Annotated in this window: 17 protein-coding genes; 12 read left to right on the top strand and 5 right to left on the bottom strand. The window is 34.8% G+C overall.

Annotated elements, in window-relative coordinates; all coding sequences use genetic code 11:
• Positions 1 to 121 precede the first annotated feature (121 nt).
• From OLM58_RS06585 to OLM58_RS06575, 3 genes are all read right to left on the bottom strand, one after another.
• On the bottom strand, positions 122 to 2086 hold the full coding sequence (locus OLM58_RS06585; protein WP_264531671.1) for a transglycosylase domain-containing protein: 1965 nt from the start codon (positions 2084 to 2086) through the stop codon (positions 122 to 124).
• Between the two features lie 155 nt (positions 2087 to 2241).
• Positions 2242 to 3603 (bottom strand): DNA repair protein RadA, encoded by a 1362-nt coding sequence (gene radA, locus OLM58_RS06580; RefSeq protein WP_017495918.1) that lies wholly within the window; start codon positions 3601 to 3603, stop codon positions 2242 to 2244.
• Positions 3603 to 4757 carry an alpha/beta hydrolase gene (locus OLM58_RS06575; protein ID WP_264531670.1) on the bottom strand — a complete coding sequence of 385 codons (1155 nt, stop codon included), beginning with the start codon at positions 4755 to 4757 and terminating at the stop codon, positions 3603 to 3605. The genes radA and OLM58_RS06575 overlap by 1 nt, the downstream gene beginning before the upstream one ends.
• Positions 4758 to 5239: 482 nt before the next feature.
• Between OLM58_RS06575 and OLM58_RS06570 the strand changes: the two genes are divergently transcribed.
• From OLM58_RS06570 to OLM58_RS06545, 6 genes are all read left to right on the top strand, one after another.
• Positions 5240 to 6319 carry a hypothetical protein gene (locus OLM58_RS06570; protein WP_264531669.1) on the top strand — a complete coding sequence of 360 codons (1080 nt, stop codon included), beginning with the start codon at positions 5240 to 5242 and terminating at the stop codon, positions 6317 to 6319.
• Positions 6320 to 6334: 15 nt separating this feature from the next.
• Complete coding sequence (locus OLM58_RS06565) at positions 6335 to 8017, top strand: glycerophosphodiester phosphodiesterase family protein (RefSeq protein ID WP_264531668.1); 1683 nt, start codon at positions 6335 to 6337, stop codon at positions 8015 to 8017.
• Positions 8018 to 8039: 22 nt separating this feature from the next.
• Complete coding sequence (locus OLM58_RS06560; RefSeq protein WP_264531667.1) at positions 8040 to 9128, top strand: T9SS type A sorting domain-containing protein; 1089 nt, start codon at positions 8040 to 8042, stop codon at positions 9126 to 9128.
• A 301-nt stretch (positions 9129 to 9429) separates the two neighbouring features.
• Positions 9430 to 12804 (top strand): TonB-dependent receptor, encoded by a 3375-nt coding sequence (locus OLM58_RS06555; RefSeq protein WP_264531666.1) that lies wholly within the window; start codon positions 9430 to 9432, stop codon positions 12802 to 12804.
• An 11-nt stretch (positions 12805 to 12815) separates the two neighbouring features.
• The gene (locus OLM58_RS06550) at positions 12816 to 14213 is read left to right on the top strand and encodes a RagB/SusD family nutrient uptake outer membrane protein (RefSeq protein ID WP_264531665.1); all 1398 of its coding nucleotides are present in this window, start codon (positions 12816 to 12818) and stop codon (positions 14211 to 14213) included.
• A 104-nt stretch (positions 14214 to 14317) separates the two neighbouring features.
• Positions 14318 to 15220 (top strand): glycerophosphodiester phosphodiesterase family protein, encoded by a 903-nt coding sequence (locus OLM58_RS06545; protein ID WP_264531664.1) that lies wholly within the window; start codon positions 14318 to 14320, stop codon positions 15218 to 15220.
• Between the two features lie 169 nt (positions 15221 to 15389).
• Here OLM58_RS06545 and panD read toward each other — a convergent pair whose 3' ends face one another.
• Together panD and panC are read right to left on the bottom strand one after the other, a co-directional pair.
• Entirely contained in the window at positions 15390 to 15740 is a 351-nt protein-coding gene (gene panD / locus OLM58_RS06540; RefSeq protein ID WP_017495920.1) for an aspartate 1-decarboxylase, read from the bottom strand.
• Between the two features lie 14 nt (positions 15741 to 15754).
• Complete coding sequence (gene panC / locus OLM58_RS06535; RefSeq protein ID WP_264531663.1) at positions 15755 to 16633, bottom strand: pantoate--beta-alanine ligase; 879 nt, start codon at positions 16631 to 16633, stop codon at positions 15755 to 15757.
• Positions 16634 to 16711: 78 nt separating this feature from the next.
• Here panC and OLM58_RS06530 point away from each other — a divergent pair, with 78 nt between their 5' ends.
• The 6 genes from OLM58_RS06530 (at position 16712) to OLM58_RS06505 (ending at position 23350) form a co-directional block, all read left to right on the top strand.
• Positions 16712 to 17518 carry a glycogen/starch synthase gene (locus OLM58_RS06530; protein ID WP_264531662.1) on the top strand — a complete coding sequence of 269 codons (807 nt, stop codon included), beginning with the start codon at positions 16712 to 16714 and terminating at the stop codon, positions 17516 to 17518.
• 22 nt (positions 17519 to 17540) lie between these two features.
• Positions 17541 to 19175 (top strand): DUF4270 domain-containing protein, encoded by a 1635-nt coding sequence (locus OLM58_RS06525; RefSeq protein WP_264531661.1) that lies wholly within the window; start codon positions 17541 to 17543, stop codon positions 19173 to 19175.
• A gap of 10 nt (positions 19176 to 19185) precedes the next feature.
• Positions 19186 to 21036, top strand: a complete 1851-nt coding sequence (glmS, locus tag OLM58_RS06520) for a glutamine--fructose-6-phosphate transaminase (isomerizing) (RefSeq protein ID WP_017495924.1) — start codon at positions 19186 to 19188, stop codon at positions 21034 to 21036.
• 625 nt (positions 21037 to 21661) lie between these two features.
• Positions 21662 to 22042, top strand: a complete 381-nt coding sequence (locus tag OLM58_RS06515; protein WP_264531660.1) for a hypothetical protein — start codon at positions 21662 to 21664, stop codon at positions 22040 to 22042.
• A gap of 207 nt (positions 22043 to 22249) precedes the next feature.
• Positions 22250 to 22612 carry a hypothetical protein gene (locus OLM58_RS06510; RefSeq protein WP_264531659.1) on the top strand — a complete coding sequence of 121 codons (363 nt, stop codon included), beginning with the start codon at positions 22250 to 22252 and terminating at the stop codon, positions 22610 to 22612.
• A 222-nt stretch (positions 22613 to 22834) separates the two neighbouring features.
• Positions 22835 to 23350, top strand: coding sequence for a hypothetical protein (locus OLM58_RS06505; RefSeq protein WP_264531658.1), 516 nt, complete (start codon positions 22835 to 22837; stop codon positions 23348 to 23350).
• Positions 23351 to 23615 lie beyond the last annotated feature (265 nt).

Here is a 23615-nt window from a genome sequence, read left to right as displayed (position 1 = left end):
TAAATCAAACACAAATTCCACAAATTAACACCGATTGAACTAGTGTTAGTTTGTGGAATTTTTATGTAGAGGATAAGCGATTTTAAGCCTAAAATTAGTGCCAATCCGTGAAATCCGTGTTTTACAGGTCAAATTCGTCTTCAATCGCCAAAGAATCATTCTTCACCGCTGTAGAATCAGGAGCCTTAATTCTGATCAAGGAACGCGCATTTCCCGAAATGTAAACGGGTAATTGTCCAAGAGTATCTTCAGGAACCAACAAACCTCTTCGGAACATTAAATTCTTCAGGAATTTTTGATTTTTCAATGCATAATCCCTTAAATTGCCTTGATCATTAAACTGATACATGAATTTTCTGGGTTTCGGAATAATTGTCGCTAAGTACAGACATTCATCAACATTCAAATTAGCGGGGCTTTTCTGGAAGTAAAAATGACTTGCTTCTCCAATCCCGTACACATTAGGTCCCCATTCGATAATGTTGAAATAAACTTCCAGCATTCTTTCCTTGCTTACAACGCGATTGTTCTCTAAAATGTAAACCAGTAAAATTTCTTCAAGTTTGCGTGAAAGTGTTTTTTCTCTGGTCAGGAAAACATTTTTAATCAGCTGCATGCTAATGGTACTTGCGCCGCGTGAGAATTTTTTAGTTCTGATGTTCTTTAAAATGGATTGTTTAAACGCTTCATTGATAAAACCACGATGCGAAAAGAACGACGGATCCTCAGTCGTCAGAACACATTTTCGTAAATAAGGTGAAATTTGATCTAAAGGCGTATAGTTCGGATTTGCATTTCCAACCAAAACCGGTCGTTGCAGCACATTTTGAATAATAGCGCGATAAACAAACTCTCCATTCAGCTTGTTAAGATCTGCCTCGCCGTATTTCGTAATTTTTAAACCTTCTTTGTTGAGTTTACTATCAAAAACCAAAGCGTTCGGTTTGTTTTTATTGAATTTAAAATCGAGTTTGTAGTCAAAACTTCCGGCAGCTTCCATTCCTTCAAAATGGGTAAACAAACCTTCCGGCAGGGAAACAATAAAATCTTGTGCCTCCATTTTCGGAATGTTTACTTTTAAAGTATAAACGGTGTCTTTCTCAGTGTCATAAGAAACATAAGGATGCAGTTTGATTTTATTCAACTGCATGGTCGAAGTGCTGTCGATCGAAATAAAGCTATCTCCAAGTAAGAAACGATAATCAAAACGGGCATTTTTAATCACAACGTCTTTGCTGGCAATTTTCGGATGATTGATTTTTAAATTGGCGATAGACGTATAACCGTCAAGGTGCAGTTCACTGCCGTCTTTTTCAATGTTTTGAACATTCAGGCGGATTGAATCAAAGCTCGCTTTTAAGTTGTAACGTTCGTCTAAGTACGGAACACGAATGGCTCCGGTATCCAGATTAAAAAAACGAATGTCTGCTTTTTTATTTCTCGGATCGGCAAAGCCTTTAATGTTCCAGCGCTGATCAAAATCTTTGCTTTGAACATGAAGGTTGGTTTCAAGCTGTTTGTTGTCTAAAACCAGTTTGTTGATCGCTACAGACGTTTTTTTGCCATTGTCGTCAATTCTGAAATTCAAATTCTCGAGCTTCATATCGGTCGGAACCAGATTTAATAGTTTCGAAATGATGCGATAAGCAAAGGAAGCGTATTTGCGCTTTTCGTTTTTGTCTGAATCTGATTTGTCTTTTTTTAAGAAAGCATCAAAATTGCGAATATTTCCTTTTTTAACCAGTTGAATGTAGCCGTTGTTGACTTTTAGAGTTCCGATTTGTACATCACCAATCAGTAAATTGGCAAGACTGATACTGGTTTCTATTTTTTGAATATGGCAAAGAGTATCGGCATTTTTAGGAACCAGAATCACATTGGTTAGTTTTATACCGGACAAACCATCAAATGAAGCTGATTTTACAGAAAATGTACTGTTGTATTCCGTATTCATTTTGTGGGTTACTTTAGCGATAGCTTGTTTCAGAAGTGAATCGCGAAAAAAGTAAAACCCTAAAAAAAGTACTACCAATACTAATGCAAGTATTAGGAGGACTTTGTATATTTTTTGTTTTGGGAATTTCATAAAATTAATTTCATAAAAATTGCGCTTATTCGCAAAATGAAAAGTTTTTCTGCCGCTGATTTCTCGAATTTGATTAACACGAACAAATTTGAATTTGCAATAAATTTAAATAAAAGTTCGTGTTTAATTGGTGTAGTTCGTGGCGAAAAAACGAATTATCCAAAAAGAATACTGGCCACATCTTCAATTTTAGCCACCAATTCAATTTTGATTCCTATATTTTTTAACGCAATTTTATTGTATTTGGATACAAAGATAGTGGTGAATCCAAGTTTTTCAGCTTCCTGAATACGTTGGTCAACACGATTTACCGGGCGAATTTCACCTGAAAGTCCAACCTCTCCGGCAAAACAGAAGCCTTTGGTTACCGGAATGTCTTCGTTGGAAGATAAAATTGCAGCAACAACAGCTAAATCAATCGCAGGGTCATCGACAGAAATTCCACCTGTAACGTTCAAAAAGACATCTTTCGCTCCTAAACGAAATCCGGCTCTTTTTTCGAGAACCGCTAAAATCATGTTTAATCTTTTGGCATTGTAACCCGTTGTACTTCGTTGCGGAGTTCCGTAAACTGCGGTACTCACCAGTGATTGTATTTCGATCATCAAAGGACGCATGCCTTCGAGCGTGGTAGCAATTGCTGTTCCGGATAATTCTTCGTCTTTATGAGAGATTAAAATCTCGGAAGGGTTGGATACTTCGCGTAAACCACTGCCCAGCATTTCGTAAATTCCAAGTTCGGCGGTAGAACCAAAACGATTTTTTAACGAACGTAAAATTCGGTACACATGATTGCGATCGCCTTCAAACTGTAAGACCGTATCGACCATGTGCTCGAGGATTTTAGGTCCGGCAATGTTTCCGTCTTTTGTGATATGTCCGATTAAGATAACCGGAATATTGGTTTCTTTGGCAAATTTGATGAGTTCGGCAGTGGTTTCTCGGATTTGAGAAATACTTCCTGCAGTAGATTCAATATAATCGGTATGTAAAGTCTGAATCGAATCGATAATTACAATTTCAGGCTGTATGGCTTCAATTTGTTTGAAGATATTTTGTGTTTTGGTTTCCGTCAAGATGTAGCAATTGTCGCTGTTCGGAGTAATTCTCTCCGCGCGCATTTTGATTTGCTTCTGACTTTCCTCACCGGAAACGTATAAGGTTTTGTATGGCAGTTTAAGTGAAATTTGGAGCAAAAGTGTACTTTTTCCAATACCCGGTTCACCTCCTAAAAGCGTTAAGGATCCTGGAACAATTCCGCCTCCCAAAACACGGTTTAATTCACCATCAGTAGTATTCATTCGAATTTCCTGTGCCGAATCAATTTCGTTAATTTTTAAAGGGCGCGGCGCTTTACCGTTTGAAGTAGGTTCGCTTTTCCAGGCTACTTTTTCCTGCTTCTGGATAATTTCTTCAGCAATAGTATTCCATTCTTTACAGGCATTGCATTGTCCTTGCCATTTGGCATACTGAGTTCCGCAGTTTTGGCAAAAAAAGGAAGTTTTAACTTTTGACATTATTTGGTGGTTTTTGCTAATGCATTCATCTGATCCATTTTCTCGTACATTAAATCTTTATTCAAATCACCAATTGGCTCCATTTGAGAAGCATTTTGGTATTTTTTAGAAGCTCTTTTAGGATCTCCCATTTTTTCGTACATCAACCCTAATTCATATTCTCCCAACATGGCTTTCGGATAGTTTACGTTTCCAATTTCAGCCATTTTGCCTAATTCGTCATAAGCGTTCTTTTTTAGAATCAGGTTTTCAATTACTTTGAAATCACTCATTCTCACCGGAATCTGAACTCCCAGAACTTTAGACATGGTGTTGTATTTATTTTCTAAATAATCTGCATATCCCGTTTCCAGAACAGCAATTTTATTGTTGTATTCGAGGGAATTAATAGGCTTGTAAACATCGAAAATTTGATATAAGGCACTCGGAATTGCATGTAAAACCTGAGTATAGTGGGTGGTGCCTTTAAATAAATCGTATTTGTAGCTTACTAATGGATTATTAGCGATTTTAATATTGCTGTCTAATTTTTCGATTGGTTCTTTGAGTTTTTTATTGTCTCCGTCGGCTGCAGAAAGGTAGTAGAACACAGGTTCTGTAACTTTGGCAAGCTTCTCCGGTACTCTAATTTCCATTTTATTTGCCAGTTCCGGACTAAAAGCAATATAGGCGTTAAAAAGAGGCTGTTCTTTGTAAAGGTAAAAATTAATGAAACTGGCGGTTACATCATGACCGGCAATAATTCTGAAAGGCGAGGTACGGTATTTTTTCTCAATGTAAGGGACTAATTCAGCACCCACAAATTCAAAAAAGTTCGCTCCTTTTTCAAAAGGAAGCCCTGTGTTCTGATCAATCGTAGTATCGTCCTCGCGTTCGTCGTTTTTATTCTGATGAACGCCAATGATGATCATCTCGGGTAAGTCTCCCCAATAAGTACCGTAACTTATCGCGCCGGAAAAAGGATCGAATAAATAATCACCATCCAGTAAATACAAAACGGGATATTTTTTATCGGGATTGGCTTCGTAAGATTCCGGAAGACCAATAGTTATTCTTCGTTCTTCTCCGAGCTTTTCGGATTTAATGTTGTCAAATTTTTTCTGCGAAAAGACAGAAAATGAAATTAAGGTAATAAGTAGGTAAACTTTTTTCATGAGTTGTAAATTTTGATCTATTAAAAGTTTGGGACATTTTAATGGTTAACAAATATATGCATTTAAGATATTTTATCTTTTAAAAAAATGGAGACTTTATTTAATGGAAAACATAAGAATGTAACTATGATTTACCTGTTAATTTATAAGCTGTTTCTGTAGTAATTTTAACACATATACAAAATAATTATAGGAAAAGTTTTATATATTTGTTGTTAATTATTTGTTAATGCTGATTGCAGAAAGGAAAATCCTAAAAAGAGTAAGCGAAATCTAATTTTTATTTACAATGAATAAAGAAAAGAATGTCAGCAATTTTTCTGAGGAAAATGTGTCTCCATTTGTGAGAATAGAAGTGTTATAGTGAATAATAAGAAAACACACACTATTGATTTAACTCAAAATACCCCTCCATCGTTAACAGTGTTTGGCCAACTGCAAGTAAAGAAACATACTAAGCTAACCTTTAAAACCTAAAAAATATGAAAACAACCATGAAATTTTTAATTGAAAAAGCAGGCAGATCGTTACTGGTTTTAGTGCTATTATTGATGACTTTAAATTCGAGTTATGCCCAAGAAAGTGTATTGACTTATGAACAACTAACGAAAGCTGTTTATAACAGCTCTAGTTATCTTGACAATTGGAAGTTTACTGTTGACGACAACAATAGTGCTAGTCCATCATCATCATTTAGTTGGTTTACAGCAAGCGGGGAAAACAACTCTCAATTAATGATGTATCTCGCCCATAGATCCAATTCAGGAAACGAACTTCGTCTTTTTGGTAAGTCTGTTTTACAAAGTGATAATTGGGCTGCAGATTGGGACAATCTTACTACATGGGTAGACGGGTATTCCTCTTTTATACAAAGTAATGGTGATGAAAATGGTTTGAAAATTTCATCTAATACAGGAAATAAAATATATATCGGTGACAATAATGATAACGTTTTTTTTCCTGGTAATAACGTAGGATTTGGCATTGACTCTCCTCAATTCAAAGTTCATGCAAATGGGGCAATAGTCTCTGAGAATAATGGAGTTCAAGTTAAATTATCCAGTAATACTACTAATACAGATGGATGGATTGGTACTAGTTCAAACCATGGTCTATATGTTGGGACAAATAAAAGGGCCACAAATATGTATTTGGATACTAGTGACAATGTATATATTGGAGGTGTAATGCCTGGCAATATTAAAGCTTCAATGAGAAGTTCCTATGATTTATTTGTTCATAATGGCATATTGACGGAAGATTATGGAATTAGTCCTAAAGCAACATGGGCGGATTATGTTTTTAACGATACTTATAAATTAAAAACACTAAAAGAAATTGGGGAATTTATTTCTGTAAATAAACATCTGCCCAACATACCTTCTCAAAAATCAATAGCAGAAAACGGTTATAATTTGCATGAAATGAATATAAAACTCTTAGAGAAAATAGAAGAACTTACACTTTATACCATAAATCAACAAAAGGAATTGGATAAAATTAAAGAGGATTATAAGGAATTGAAAAATTCTATCCATAATCTCGAGACCAAACAGAATTAAAAAAAATCTAAAACGATGTATACTATAAATCTTTATTTCGAAAATTTTAGTCTAAAATTCTTGTTTTTTTTAAGTCAATTCTTGTTTTTTTTCTCTTCTACTACAGTATTAGGACAGGGAAAAGTAGCATTAAGCACGACAGCTGAAATAAGTTTACTAAATATTTTTGCTCCGGATGCAGATTTAACGGGAGGAATAATTGGGGAGGTATCTGGTAATGGCAGCATTCAAATGGAAGTTTGGACGTATGATGAAAGCAGGCCTAATAAAAAAGGCACTTTAATTTATAAACTGGCGACTAATGCTACTACCAATAATTTTGGTGGGGCTTCATTTACTCAAACAAAGAATTCAATGACTTCTAGTGATGCCACTTGGTTGTCAAACTACCCTGATACCTGGGAGACTGGCGATATCAAAAGAGCTTTATGGGCTATTGATAAATCTCGATATGATAAATCTCAAAAAACATCCGTTTATAATTTTTTATCCACTGGTATTAAAGTAAATATTTTTGTATTTACTACAAATGCTGTTTTTTCCAGAATTAAGGTACCGGGAATAGGTGTTGTTGGCTCATTAGGAGGAAACGTACAATTTGATTCCAATCATTTTTGCCATAATTTAGATAATTCCGGTGATCCAATTTGCACTATTTGGAGCAAAATTAAATCTCCTGATTTAGAGCATGGATCTAATTTAGTATTTGCCGCACACAGAGGGTATTGGGGATACGACTTAGGTAATGGTCCTCCTGAAAATACTCCTGAAGCAATAAAAGCCGCCTTGAAGTACACAAAAGTTATAGAATCGGATATTACGCGGACGAAAGATAATTTAATAGTTGTAAGTCATGACTATTACTTGCCCCGTCTTACAAACTATTCCGGACCAGATACGGATTATATTTATGATAAAACCCTGAATGAATTAAAAACATTAAAGTTAAGAAAACGCAATGGGACTGTCAGTGACAATAATTTTATAACTTTTTCTGATCTGTTAGATGAAATGATTGCAAACAAAACAATATTAACTATTGATATTAAATCTGCAAAATCCCGAAATGATATGTATACCAAAGAGTGCATAGCAAGGTGCGATTATGATCCGCTACTGAATCCAATAAACGCAGACAGAATGCAAAAAGAGGATTATATGTTAATATTGAGAAAATGTATTGAAGTAGCCAACACTAAAAATGCCTTAAAATATTTAGCATTCAAAGTAACTTATCCCTATCAAGATATTGTAAATGGTATGCCGCCCGGTTTCGACATAAATTTGCTTTCCAAAATCCTATATTTTCCTGTTCTGCAACCTGGTGGCGATATTCAGTCTAAAGCTCAATTTATTGACACTTGGTACAGTGCTGCAGGCAATAAAATTATGGCTTTTGAAACCAACTTTAAAAGTGAGAACGAAACTACTATCGCCTCTTTTAGTAGAGGAGGTAAATTATATAGAAACTTATTTGAGTATGCTTATAAAGTAACTGGATTAAGGCCAGGAATTTATTCTGAAGAGGCTATGGGGCCTAAAGGTAACGTAGACAGATGGGCACAATGGAATATTAAAGATATGCGTATTGACGTTAGAGGAGACCATTATTTTTTAAATAGTATCCCTTACTTTAATATATCCGTTCTGACAACTGACAGACCTGATATCTGGTCCCAAATACAATCCAAATTTTGATTACATATAAATTTATAGAGTTATGAAAAATATATTTTTTAGTACTTTTTCGATAGCGCAACTAAAGTTTATACCAGTACTATTGCTGCTAAATTTTAATATGTCGTTTTCTCAATCAGGGCCATATTCCTACTTTGCGCCTTATGGGAATAATGTATTTACAAGTACATCAAAAGCGGATCATAATTCGCAGTTTATTTCAGCGGATCAATTAGATAATTTATCACAAAATACTGATGGGCTAGTGATAATTGCTGATTTTGAAGCACCGAAGGACGGAGATCGATTATTGAGCTTTGAAAGCAGTAAAGGGAAATTTTTAGAGATCTTCTATCAAGATCAAACCATGATGCTTAGACGATATCATGAAAATGGCACTCACTTCGATTATCTTTTATTTGATCCGCTGTTTACCTTGAAAGACCAGACTCCTGTTGATGCAGTCTGGACAGTGCGATACTTTTTTACAGCCCGCTTTATGTGGATTGAAGTGCAAATAAAGCAAACTCCACTTCCAACCACCACTCAGTATTTGTCAGCAACTTACTTTGGTCTGGATTACAAGTTCAACGAGGCTAATTCTCCAATGAATGAATTTTTAAACCGATCTGCTACAGCTAAAATTACATTCGGTTCTAATACCAACAATAATAAATTTAAAATACCAGCGGCAGTCAAAATACATGAATTTAATTATTCAGAACTTAAAGATCATGTGCAAACTCATTTTTCATATCCCAAAAAAGGAAATAATACACAAGGAAAAAGAGAAGTTGCAGCCACATTTGCAACTCCTGACGATAAGAATAACGAATTCGATAAAGTAAAAACAGAGGGTTTAGAAACAAATAATGATTTTGAATTTAAAGTTTACCCAAATCCATCAAAAGACTACTTTAATATCGAGATCAATTCAAATAGCAATCGCGAAATTAAAATTCAAATTTTTGATATGCAAGGAAAGAAATTGTATTCTGAAACCAAAAATCTAAATTTAGGCTATAACAAAATTACAATAAACCATAGTGATATCAGATCGAATAGCGATGTAATGATTTTAAAAATAACTAGTAAAGAGACTACTTATTCATATAAACTACTCCACAACTAATCAGCAGAAAAAAATTACATTAAGTGAAATCTGTGGTAGTAATAAAAGAAGTTAAGTATGAGATATGTGAATGATTTAATGTGAATTAACGATCCGTAGAAGTATAATTTAAAAACAAAAAGTATAGAGAAAAAAAAGTAACCGTATTTTAAAAAGTTCAAAAAAAAGTAAAATAATAACCACATTTTCCGATTCTACGCTTTGAACTGCCTGACCAAAAAGTTCTGGAATAAGATATAAAGATAAAAAATGTCTCTTCTTCAGAATTATATATCTAACCAAATTAACAAAAATCAATTTTATGAACGGCAAAATAAAGGTCACTTTGATGACCATGGCATTGTATTTTCTAAATCTAACGGGATATTCTCAGGTTATATCTTTGAATTACAGCAGTGTAAGTGTTGAAGAAGCAATAGAAACCCTGAAGGGAAAAAGCGGATACTCTTTTGTTTTTAAATCAGGAGATTTTGATACAAAAAAGATGATTTCGATCAATGCGACTGATCAATCTATTGATGAGATTGTAAAACAAATTATTGCAGGACAGGAGGTTCAGTATGAGATTAAGGATAAAATTATTCGAATAAGAAGGCAAAATAGCTCTATGCCTATAGCTACAAAACCTGAAAAAATTACAGGAATAATAACAGATAATAAAGGACTTTTTATTGCCGGAGCAACAATAAAAAATAAGGAAACCAATAAAGCTACTATTTCTGATTCCGAAGGTAAATTTGACATAGAAGCTTCATTGGGCGATAAACTGGAGATTTCCTGTATAAGTTACATTACTAAAACAATTACAGTATCTGATAAAAGTATGGTTAGTATAATACTGCAGGAAGATTCTAAAGTTCTTGATGAAGTAATCGTGATTGGCTATGGAAAACAGTCAAAAACTAAAGTAACGGGGTCTTCTGTTCAGATTAAAGCAGATGAACTTAATAAGGTTGCAGGAGCTAATTTTGTACAACAATTGAGTGGAAAAATGGCGGGAGTTCAGGTTAATGAAACATCAGGACAACCGGGATCTTCTTCAAAGATAATTATTCGCGGTACAGGTACATTAACCGCCGGCTCTAATCCTCTTATTGTTGTAGATGGTGTTCCTCTTTCTGAGGGAGCAACATTAAATGCTATAAATTCCTATGATATCGAATCTATAAATGTTTTAAAGGATGCTGCTTCTGCTGCTATTTATGGCTCAAGAGGAGCTAATGGAGTGATTCTGGTTTCTACAAAAAAAGGAAAAAAAGGGGCTCCAACAATATCATTTGATTATTATACCGGTATCCAAAGACAGGCTTCCGGAGTAGAGATAGTAAATTCAAGTCAGGCGGCTCAATTTTTTAATGAAGCCAGAGATTGGGGATATGTATCCAAAAAACCTGACAGTCGAAGTGAAAATGATGACGAAGCCACAAGAATAGCAAAAGGAGCGGGTAAGCGTGAGCTTAGACTTAATTACCTGAAAAACCCCGGATTAGAAGGGTTGGCAAATACCAGTTGGATGGATGAAGTTTTTAGAGATGCACCCATAACGAATTATTCACTTGGAGTTTCGGGAGGTAATGAAAAATCAAATTATTACATTTCCGGAGATTACTTTGAACAACAAGGAATTGTTATCGAAACCGATTATAAACGTTATACTTCTTCAATTCGGTTTAATACGGAATTATCAGATAAATTTAAATTTGGTATTAGCCTGAACCCTTCTTATTCGGTTCAGAAAAAGTACAATCAAGACGATGGATTTAGCACCAATCCTGTTCTCACGCTTTTTATTTCCTATCCATTTTTTAGTCCTTATAGTAAAGATGGTTCTTTAGCTATTGGAAATCAACTTGCTGCAAATGCTCCTCAAGATGGGGCTTTGGCAGAAAATCCGGTGGCAATTATGAAACTAAACTCAAATGTCGAAAGGTATTTCAGGCTGTTTGGAAATGCTTTTGTTACCTATGATATTAGTGATGGGCTGCAGTTTAAAACATTACTTGGTGGAGATTACAGAAATCCTTTAAGTCAATTTTATAGTCCATCTTCAGTAGGTTATTACAGAATGCCCGCTCCCAGGGCAGCTATAGCTTCTGAAACGGCTTCCATGGCAAAAAATATTATTACCGAGAATACATTAAATTATACTAAAAATTTTGGAAAGCATCAAATTGAGCTATTGGCAGGATATACGTACCAAAAAGAAGAAGGAAATTCATCAGAGATTGTAGGTACAGGAATCCCTGATGATAATCTCCCAAATATTGCGGGAGCCAGTGCTTATAAAGTTGCCAGTTCAAAAGAGGCATGGGTATTGATCTCCTATCTTAGCCGTGCTCAGTATTTTTATAAAGAAAAGTATCAACTCACAGGGACTTTGAGGCGTGATGGTTCCTCTCGTTTTGGTTCTAATTCAAAATGGGGACTTTTTCCTTCTGTGGCTGCAGGTTGGATCTTAAGTAAAGAAGCCTTTTTTCCTGAGACAACGATTTTTACTTTTGCTAAAATACGTGCCAGTTGGGGGAAAACGGGAAATAATCAAATTGGCTCTTATGGCTCTATTCCGTTAGTAAATCCTCAAAATTATGTATACGGAAATGATTTAAATCCAGGATTTGCAACCACCAGTTCCCCTAATCCGAATTTATCATGGGAAACCAGAACGTCAACTAATTTGGGACTGGATTTAACTATTTATAGAAAATTTAATTTCACGGCCGATTTTTATTCGTCCATTACAAGTGATTTACTTCTAAATGTGCCTGTGCCGCAACAATCAGGATTTACAACTTCTACTCGAAATACCGGAGAATTAAAAAATTCGGGGATTGAAATTTCATTTGAAGGAAATGGAATTAATCTGGGGCAGGTAAAATGGAATTTCGGAGGGAATATTTCAACCAATAAAAGTGAAGTATTAAAACTGGGTAATAATCAGAATGAAATAATAACGGGCTATCAAGGATCTTACAGAACAAAGGTTGGAGGTCCTATTGCAGAACTTTATGGGTATAATATTTTAGGAATTTATAAAACAAATGAGCAAATTGCGGCAACACCCCATATGCCTGGTACTCTAACGGGAGACTATATTATGGAAGATATTAACAAGGATGGAATTATTAATGAAAAAGATAAAAAAGGGTTTGGAAGTTATGCTCCTAAGATTACCTATGGTTTTAATTCTTCTTTTACTTATAAAGATTTTGAATTAAGCTTCTCCATAAACGGAATTGGAGGCAGAAAAAAATTCGCTAAAGAATTGGCTGTGTTTATGGAAACCGGTGAAGGTTTTTCTATGCCAAACACCTATTATTTTAAGAACAGATATCATCCTGTTAATAATCCGAACGGTTTTTTGGGACAACCCAATACGGGAAATTTTTCGTCAAACAGACAAGCTGCCAGAGGATCAAGCATTACTTTTACTAATGCGGATTATATAAGGCTTCGAGATATTCAAATAGCGTACAATCTACCTAAGACAGCCATAAAAAAAATTGGTTTAACGAGGGCAAGAATTTATCTTTCAGGCAATAATCTGATAAATATTACGAAATACAGAGGTTTCAATTCTGAAGCGGAAACGAGTAATATACTTGAAATGGGGTTTAATGATAATCGCATCTATCCTAATACAAAATCTGTAATTTTTGGAACTAACTTAACTTTTTAACAATGGGTATTATGAAAAGAATAAAAGTAATTAGTTTTCTCTGCCTGATGGCGCAGTTTTCCTGCACAGATGATTTATATCAAGATCCTATCACGTCAAAAGTAGCGGCTAAATTTTATAGTACAGAAATCGAAATTGAAGAAGCGGTTAATGGTGCTTATGATGGTTTGCAATCAAATGGTCTTTATGGGCTAAATATGGTGGCTTTGGGTGAAATTCCTTCAGATGCGACTTATGATGAAGTTCCATTAAATGATGACGGTACATTTGGCAAGTTAGATAATTTTAGTGTCACAAGTATTGTAGGTTCGATAAGCGAAACCTGGAGAGATTCTTACAAAACAATTCAGCGCGCTAATGTGGTGTTAAGCAGAATTGAAAAGATCCCCTTTAAAGTTGCTGCTGTCAGAGATAATCGGATAGGAGAAATGAAATTTATTCGCGCGCTTTTGTATTTCAATTTGGTAAGATTATATGGAGATGTGCCACTAGTTACTCAGGAAACGACAGATCCTAATAGTTATTTAGGACAGGGAAGAACTTCTGCCAAGATTGTATATGAGCAAATTATAAAGGACCTTACAGAAGCCGAAACTCTTTTGCCTGTAAAAGCCGATAAACCGGGCAAGGTTATTAAAACTGCTGCACAAGCTTTATTAGGGAAGATTTATTTGACCCTGAACGATCTGCAAAATGCTAAAATATGGCTACTAAAAGTTAAAGATTCTAATATTCATGATTTAGTGCCTATTGCTGATGTTTTTGATATTAACAAGGAAACAAACAAAGAAATACTATTTTCAGTTCAATTTGCTTCCGGCATAAATGGGAATAGTGAAGGAAGTAGTATGCAGCAAATATTTAGTCCTTCAGGAACAATATCAGGAGCAAAGGGACATAACCTTCCGACCAAAAATTTGTATAGTATGTATACAGTAGCAGATAGCCGTAAAGGCAAATATGTTGCTATAACAGCATCGGGAGTTCCTTTTTCTTTAAAACTTACAAAAAGCAATACAGTTCCTGCAGATGGAGGAAGTAATGTAGTTGTTATTCGTTATGCAGATATTATCTTAATGTTGGCAGAAATAGAAAATGAACAAGGTAATATTGCCTTGGCGAAGACTTACTTAAATTTAATAAGAACCCGGGCAGGGCTTGCAAATACTACCGCTGCAAATCAGGTAGATATGCGAAGTGCTATTGATTTAGAACGAAAACTTGAATTGGTTGGAGAAGGAGACAGGTGGTTTGATCTGCTTCGTAAAGGCACGGCAATAACGGTAATGAATCAGTGGTTTAAAAGTGAAGGAATATTGATCACTATCGATAGTCACAATCTCTTAATGCCAATTCCTCTAACAGAGATTAACACAGATCCGGCTATGAAACAAAATCCGGGTTATTAGGTTTTAGTAAAAATCAGAAAAGAAGCATGATAATTGTAAAATGGCTAAAATTATGCTTTTTTCTGATCATGAAATTTGTTTAAATCCAAACATAAAAAAGTAAAATGAAAAAAATACTCGTAACGATAGTACTGCTGTTACTATTCTTTGAAACTATTCAGGCTCAAACACATGCAGATAAACTCATTAATGTTTTACAAGATTCCAAGAGCAAATATGTTTTTGTAGCTGCACATCGCGGCGACTGGAGAAATGCTCCTGAAAATTCTATAAAAGCGTTAAAAAAATGCATTGAGATGGGAGTCGATATAATGGAAACTGATGTGAGACTTACAAAAGACAGTGTCTTAGTGTTAATGCACGATACTAGTATTGATCGTACCACGACCGGAAAAGGAAAGTTGTCTGATTATACTTATGCCGAAATACAGCAGTTCTATCTTACCGGTGGTTTAAACAGAAAGACTTATGAAAGGATCCCAACTTTTGAAGAATTTATGCTTGTAGCAAAAGGAAAGATACTAATAAACGTTGATAAGAGTTGGAAATATATAGATAAGATTGTTGAAGTATTAAAGAAAACAGGAACACTCCATCAGGCATTAATCAAAGGAGAAGATTCTTATAGTGAGGTGTATGCTAAGTATGGTTCACTATTAAATGATATTTTTTACATTCCCATTGTAAGAGAAGAACAAACGAATCAAAATACTTTTGTCGATGACTATCTCAATAAGATCCATCCTATCGCCTTTGAGGTACTGTATTCTTTTGAAAAATCACCTATGTTTGAACAAATAAAAAAGATAAAACAAAGAGGAACAAGAATTTGGGTAAACACCTTATGGGGCGAAATGTGCGCCGGTCATGAAGATGAACGCGCTATAGACTCACCTGATACAAATTGGGGATGGGTTATAGAGCACGGAGCTACAATGATACAAACCGACAGACCAACAGAATTATTAGAATATTTAAAAAGAAAAAGACTGCATACATTAAATTAGCAAAAATCGTAGCAAAACAATTGCATTTAGATGCTAAGTTAATTTTCGAGTAAAACAGTAAAAATGACCGATATTGAAAATCAAAATCGGTCGTTTTTGTTTTTTATAGTTTTTTTGAAGAATCTTCTTAGGCTAAAGAATAGATTCTTTTAAATTTTGAGAGAAAACTTTACGTTAACGAATTATCGTTTTCATTTGGGAAAATGATCCATGGTTTGAAAGTTTTAGCTTCTTCAAACTCCAGGGTAGCATAAGAGATGATAATGATAATGTCGTCTTTTTGAACCTTTCTCGCGGCAGGTCCGTTCAGAGTAATTTCTCCTGAATTCTTCTCTCCTTTGATTGCGTAAGTTTCAAAACGTTCGCCATTATTGATGTTTACAATTGCTACTTTTTCGCCTTCAATGATGTTTGAAGCTTCCAGTAAAGTTTCATCAATAGTAATGCTGCCAATATAATTTAAATCAGCGCCGGTCACTTTTACTCGATGAATTTTAGATTTTATAACTTGAATTTGCATGGTGCAAAGGTAAATTAATTTAATGAAATGGTGTCAATCAACCTGATAGAATTAACAAATACCGCTATAAAGGCACGGTAGTTTTTGTCTTTATTTTTATGTTCTATCGGTAATAATGTGGATTCGTCAGCAATGACGAAATATTCGAGCTCAAATCTTTCATTGTCTTTGAAAGAATTTTCGACAAACTGAATCGTTTCTTCAGGAGTGCCTTTCTGAAATAATTCTTTTGCTTCAGTAAGTACTTTAAAGATTATAGCTGCTTCTTTTCGTTCTTCTGCAGTTAATCGCTCGTTTCGGGAGCTCATGGCAAGTTGGTTGTCTTCTCTGAAAATAGGACAGCCAACAACATTTACGGGTAAATGATTTTTTTCGACCATTTTTTTAACAATCTGCAGCTGCTGAAAATCTTTTTCGCCAAAGTAAGCATTCGTTGGAGTCACGATTTCAAACAAACGTTTTACGATAGTTCCGACTCCGTTAAAATGACCAGGTCTGAATTTTCCTTCCATCTGATTTTCTAAACCGTCAAAATCAAAAGCTTCCGAAACGGTGTGACCTTCGTAAATGTCTTCTACACTAGGAGCATATAGAATCATTTTGTCGCTTAAACCTCTCATTTTCTTCACATCTTCTTCTAAAGTACGTGGATATTTTTCGAGATCTTCGGGGTTGTTGAACTGAGTTGGGTTGACAAAAATACTCACAACGGTATCGTCATTTTCTTTCAGTGATCTTTGCATTAAAGCCAGATGCCCTTGGTGTAAAGCTCCCATTGTGGGTACAAATCCAATAGTGGAATTTGCGGTTTTGATAGTTTTTAAATAGGCTATCAAAGCTACTTTACCGTAGAAAATATGCATGGCAGTATTATTAAAATTTACTGCAAACATAATATATTAGTTAATAACTGCATAAAATTTTGTAATTTTGCAACGTTTTTATTACCAAAAATTAAGTAAAATACTATTATGAAAGATAAGAGGATATTATATGTATCATCTGAAGTCGTGCCTTATCTGGCTGAAAATGAGGTTTCTTTAATGTCTTATGACGTTCCGAAAATGATTAACGATCAAGGAGGTCAGATTAGAATTTTCATGCCAAGATATGGAAATATTAATGAGAGAAGACACCAGTTACACGAAGTAATTAGACTTTCAGGAATGAATTTGGTAGTGAATGACTTAGATATGCCATTGATTATTAAAGTTGCTTCCATTCCGAAAGAAAGAATTCAGGTTTACTTTATTGATAATGATGAATATTTTAAACGTAAAGCAACTTTTGCCGACGAAGACGGGGTTTTGTATCCTGATAATGACGAAAGAGCGATCTTTTTTGCAAAAGGAGTTGTTGAAACCGTAAAAAAACTAAACTGGGTTCCGGATATTATCCACGTTCACGGTTGGTTGGCTTCGATGTTGCCTATTTACATGAAGCACTATTATAAAAATGAAGCTTTATTTTCTGAAACCAAAATCGTAACCTCGGTTTACGGACAATCTTTTGATGAAAATCTGGACTTGGAAATGATTAATAAAGTAAAATTTGATGGGGTTCCGCATGAATCAGTTGCTGATCTGGAAATACCTAACTACGAAAACATCCTAAAAGCCAGTATATTGCATTCTGATGCTGTAATTATAGCTTCTGAGCATGTATCACCAAGTTTAACAAAATTTATAGAATCTTCAGGAAAACCTTTTTTACCTTTCGCCACGAAAGATGCATTCGCTGAAGCGTATACAAATTTCTATAAAACAATGGGTCTTTAAAATTTAAACTTTATTATTACACATGTACAATACTTCTTTTGTTAAGAAAATACTATTAGTTGCAACAGTTGTCCTTTTATATTCTTGCGATAAAGATTTTAATGCGATTGGTGATGGCTTGATCGGAGATGATCACTTCGGTCTGGAATCTGAAAAATATGAAGTTTTAGCTTATAATCAGGAAGTAACTCCAATCCAGTCAAACGGATCGGTAAATTATGGTTTAGGTATTTACGATAATGCAGTTTTTGGTAGTTCAACTGCCAGTTTTGTTACTCAGGTTAGTTTAGATACGTATGCGCCTACAATTGGTGATGCTCCTGAAATAGTGAGTGTGGTACTTAGCGTTCCTTATTTTAATCATGTTAAAAGTACTGATCCTAGTGGTAACAGGACATTTGTGCTAGATTCTATTTATGGCGCTGCAAATGGTAAAATTAAATTAGGCGTGTATGAGTCTGGGGTTCAAATGCGTAATTCCTTTTTTGACGGAGGGGCGCAATTTGCACAGCTGTATAATACCGATATGGACACAGATACAGGTGTAGCCGATTATATTAATTTTGATAAATCTAAAAAGCCTTATGTGGCTCCGGGAAAGACTGAAGGAACTCCTTTAAACGATGATTCTGATATCACGCAAAATGAGCAGTTTTTCTTTAATGCAAGTGAGATTACAGATACAACTACAGATCCAACAACTGGTAAAGAAACAAGTACAAAAGTTGCCCCGGAAATGCGTTTGAAACTGAATAAAACCTTCTTTCTGGATAAAATTCTTAAAGCTCCGGCTGCAAAATTGGCTTCTGCTGATGTTTTTCAGGAGTATTTCAGAGGATTATATTTTAAGGTGGAACGTTCAGGAACCAGTCCGGCCAACATGGCTTTGCTGAATTTTGCAACAAATGGTAAAATTACGATCAAGTACAAGGCAAAAACGGCTATAACAACAGATCCTGAGGATACAAAGGAGGATAAGACCTTGACAATTAAGCTAACAGGTGCTTCGGCAAGTTTGCTTAAAGAAGCAAAAGATGCAGCTTATGCCAGTGCGATAACGAATCCGAATAATAAAACAGGAGACGACAGACTTTATTTAAAAGGAGGACAAGGATCTTTAGCGGTATTGGAACTGAATGGTTTTGGAGCAAAACTGGACGAAATCAGGGCTAAAAACTGGTTAGTTAATGAGGCTAATTTGGTTTTTTCTATTGATACTGAAAAAATGAAGGATACTTATGAGCCAAAACGAGTTTATTTGTACAATCTGGATGATAATGTGCCTATTTTAGATTATGTTTCTGATCAGACTTCTTCATCTAATCCGTTAATGAATAAAGCAATATATAGCGGGATTATTAATGTAGATGCTGCAACTAAGAAAGGTACTACCTATAAAATTAGATTAACGAATCATATTCGTAATATGATTAAGAATGCAACTGTGAAAAACGTAAAGTTAGGTTTGGTGGTGACAGGTGATGCAAGCACAATAGCTTCTAACAAATTAAAACTAAAAAACAGCGTTATCTCAGAGGTGCCTAGAGCCTCAGTTATTAGTCCATTAGGGACGGTATTATTTGGAGGCACTTCAAGTGCAACTATTCCAACAGGGAAGAAATTACAGCTTGAAGTTTACTACACGAAACCAAATTAATAATTAATATATGTGTGGAATTGTTGGATATATCGGTCATCGAGAGGCTTATCCTATTGTAGTCAAAGGATTAAAGCGACTCGAATACAGAGGATATGACAGTGCCGGTGTTATGTTGTATGACACTGAATCAGGGATAAAACTTTGTAAAACAAAAGGGAAGGTTTCGGATCTTGAGGCTAAAGCCAAAGAGAACTTAGACGCTACCGGAAGCATAGGAATTGGACATACACGTTGGGCAACTCATGGAGTTCCAAATGATGTAAATTCACACCCGCATCTTTCTAACTCAGGAGAGTTGGTTATAATTCATAATGGAATTATTGAGAATTATGCACCGCTAAAAGAAGAATTAAAAAAGAGAGGTTATACTTTTAAATCAGATACAGATACCGAAGTTTTAGTGAACTTAATTGAAGAAGTTCAGAAAAATGAAGGTTTGAAATTGGGTAAAGCAGTTCAGATTGCTTTAAATCAGGTAGTAGGAGCTTATGCAATTGCTGTTTTTGATAAAAAGAACCCAAATGAAATTGTAGCTGCCAGATTGGGTAGCCCATTGGCAATTGGTGTTGGAGAAGGAGAGTATTTTATTGCCTCTGATGCTTCGCCTTTTATTGAGTACACTTCAAATGCGATCTATCTTGAAGATGGTGAAATGGCAAACATCAGATTGCACAAACCGCTTAAAGTTAGAAAAATCAAAGATGATTCATTAGTAGATCCTTACATTCAGCAGCTTCAAATGAACTTGGAGCAAATTGAAAAAGGAGGTTATGATCATTTCATGTTGAAAGAAATCTACGAGCAGCCAAGTGTAATAAAAGATACGTACAGAGGAAGACTTCATGCAAATGAAGGAATTGTTCAGATGGCTGGTGTTGAAGATAATCTGGAAAAATTCTTAAACGCAAAACGTATTTTAATCGTTGCTTGTGGTACTTCATGGCATGCCGGTTTAGTTGCCGAGTACATCTTTGAAGAATTCACCCGTATTCCTGTTGAAGTAGAATACGCATCAGAATTCAGATACCGTAATCCAATCATCAACAAAGACGATGTAGTAATTGCGATTTCTCAATCAGGAGAAACGGCAGATACGATGGCGGCTATTAAGTTGGCGAAAGAGAATGGAGCGTTTGTTTTCGGAGTTTGTAATGTAGTAGGTTCTTCTATTTCAAGAGAAAGTCATGCCGGTGCTTATACGCACGCAGGGCCAGAAATTGGAGTGGCTTCAACAAAAGCATTTACAACTCAAATTACAGTTTTAACCATGATCGCATTGCGATTAGGTAAAGCAAAAGGAACGTTATCCAATACGGATTTCCATACCTACTTACAAGAATTAGAGATCATCCCTGAAAAAGTAGCAGAAGCATTAGAAACGAACGACAGAGCAAAAGAAATTGCAGCAGCATTTAAAGATGCGCCAAATTGTTTGTACTTAGGACGTGGTTATAATTTCCCGGTAGCATTGGAAGGAGCATTGAAGCTTAAAGAGATCTCTTATATCCATGCTGAAGGTTATCCTGCTGCCGAAATGAAACACGGGCCAATTGCTTTGATTGATGAGCACATGCCGGTTATCGTTATTGCGCCAAAACAAGGACATTACGATAAGATTGTAAGTAACATTCAGGAAATTAAATCCAGAAGCGGTAAAATCATTGCTGTAGTTACTAAAGGAGATACACAGGTTCGTGAATTAGCCGATTATGTAATTGAGATCCCTGAGACTTCAGATGCATTGTCTCCACTGATCACAACCATACCTTTACAATTGCTTTCGTATTACATCGCAGTAATGAGAGGTTGTAACGTAGATCAGCCTCGTAACCTGGCAAAATCAGTTACGGTAGAATAGATTTTTATTGAAAATATATAAGTGTTTAGAGAAGCGAGACTTAGGTCTCGCTTTTTTTTATTAAAAATTTTATGCGTTAAGAGTATAATTATAAGTTTGCGTGAAATTTTTTGAATTATTCTGAGAGAAAGAGTTTTCTTGTCTGTTTTTGTTTGGTGGGCTTTTCTAAATTTGATTTAAAAATATGATAGTTGCTAAAAATAATGGATCATATTTAGCTTTGATCGTAAGTTTAATAATTCTTTTGTTGGTTAGGTTTTATTTTAGGTTTTGTTGTTCAATGTGTTACAATGAGGGTAGGTTTTATAATGATTGTATTTATTATTATATTGTTTTTTTAATCCCATTAATGGTGATTTTGAGCAAAAAGTATTTAAAATTAAACACATTCAAATTATAAATTATTTAATAGTTACTGTTAATTTACTTGTAACTATGATTTACTTTTATGGTCTGGTATAAATTCTCTGCTAGATGTGGAGTTCCGATCTGATGGAAGATAATCACTGTTCTAGTAAGTTTTAATCGCCATCGCTGTGAGAACATCTCCTGCTTTGTGCTAGTTAGACTTTTATTGGTTTAGGCTTTGAGAATCAAAAATAGGGATATTTAATTTTTAGTAGAGATGAGTAATTGGATGGTAGGTATTGTATCAAGGAAAAATCAAAAAAAATGGAGCATTGTTTTATTGTCTTTTGTTGTTTTGTTGTTTTTTGTTTTTTATTTACAAGAACCAGCAGAAATGATAAATTATAAAGATGAATTAAATGATGAGTACACCGGTATAGTTTTAGAGAAGTATATTGATGCTTCTGATCATTCAGTTTGCAAGCTAAAATTGAAATCAGGTAACATTGTTAGTGTGTGGGATAATTGTTATGAAAAAGTAAATCCAGGAGACTCAATAGTAAAGAAAAGGGGGAGTTTTGATTTTGTTATTTATAAGCCTTCTGGGGCTGTAATTGTGGTAAGCATAAAAAAGAATTTAATAAGTCCTAAAAATTGACACAAATGTGACCTGCTCTCCGAAGTCTCCAGATCTTCGTTGGCGTGAGCGGGACGTTCGCGATTGCAAATAAAGATGGTTCTTGCTATGGAAAAAAAGCAAGTATAAAGGTAAGGAGTTGATGGTTAGAAAAGAAAACGGATTGATTTTGATTGTGTCCACGAGCGGGACATTTGCGTCTGTGAGGAGACATAAAATATTAGGACAATGATAGAACAAGAATTTTTTATAGATATCTTAAAGATTATGCCTACAAATGCGGTTTGTTATTTGCAAGCTCCAAATTTGAGTTCAATTAATTTATTAAATAAATTAAAACAATCGGATTTGGTGTATTTTAGTGTATTAGAACTGAACGAATCTAATCTACAATTGATTATAAATTGCATTTTAGAAGAAGATATTCAAGATGATGTCCAAACGATCGAAATACGATATGAAAATTACTTACTCTTTGAGGGATTTGACAGGGTTCAGTACGGTACCGTTTCTAATAAGTTGAAACTTAGGGATGATTTTTTGAATAAATATATAAATGATGACTTATGTAATATTTCAACTATTTGGTAGTGTTTGATATTGAGGGTTTTGCCCCAGTTCTGCGAAGTCTCTTGATTTCGTAGCGACAAAGGTTTTATAAAGTGGTGAAACTTGCAAAAAGTATAGAGAGTAGTCACAATGTTGTAAAAACTTTGCATCACATGCAATGTTAAACACCTGGTAGTTCTTGCTTGGAGATGTTTTTTTTGTGTTCCCTAAATTGGTAAAAAAGTAATAATAAATATTAAAATTATGAAATTAATTATTGTGTGTTTGCTCATAGTGTCGTTCCAATCGTCTTTCTCCCAACAGTTCAGTTACAGAAGCGGTGGAGTCGTTTACAACGACACCGAAAACAAAAAACTATCATCCAATGTAGTTCGTGCCTATTTGGATACCAATCCGGAAGCATTGTCACTTTATAACGCCGGGCGTAATAAAAAAACGTGGGGGAATGTGCTTTTCTATGGAGGTAGCAGTCTTGTGGTTGCCAATTTAATAGTGGGTTTAACTCAGGATAATACCACAGTGTCCTATCCCGGAAACGGATATAATCCCTCGATTAAGTCTGAGCGTACCAGTTTTACAGCCGCGATTATTGGAGGTGCAATGATTATTGCTTCGATACCTATTAAGATGGGGTATACTAGAAAGATTAAATCTGCTATTGCTAAACATAATGAAGGTTTGGTAGAAAATTATAAATCGGCTCCCAGAACTACTTTAGTTGCAAGTGCCAATCAAATTGGTTTAAAGATTGAGTTTTAAGCCAACCTGTTTGTATTTAATGGTTTGGAGGAAAGGAATAATTATTGGCATTTTGTTTCGTTTCGATTGACAAAATAGTTGAATTATAAAAAATGTTAAAAAGCGAGATTTGTAGTCTCGCTTTTTTTGGCGTAGAATTATTTTTTTTAACACAAATTTTGTAGGGTTTAGGTTATAAAATGTATATTTGTAAAAAAGTTGCGATAAAATATAGGATTTCCATTCATGTTAAGCAGATCTGCGAGATGTTTCAGGGATCGTGAAT

The organism is Flavobacterium sp. N502540, from assembly GCF_025947365.1.
Taxonomy (GTDB): Bacteria; Bacteroidota; Bacteroidia; order Flavobacteriales; family Flavobacteriaceae; genus Flavobacterium.
Note: the sequence above shows the minus strand (reverse complement) of the source record. Positions and strands in the feature narration are given on the sequence as shown.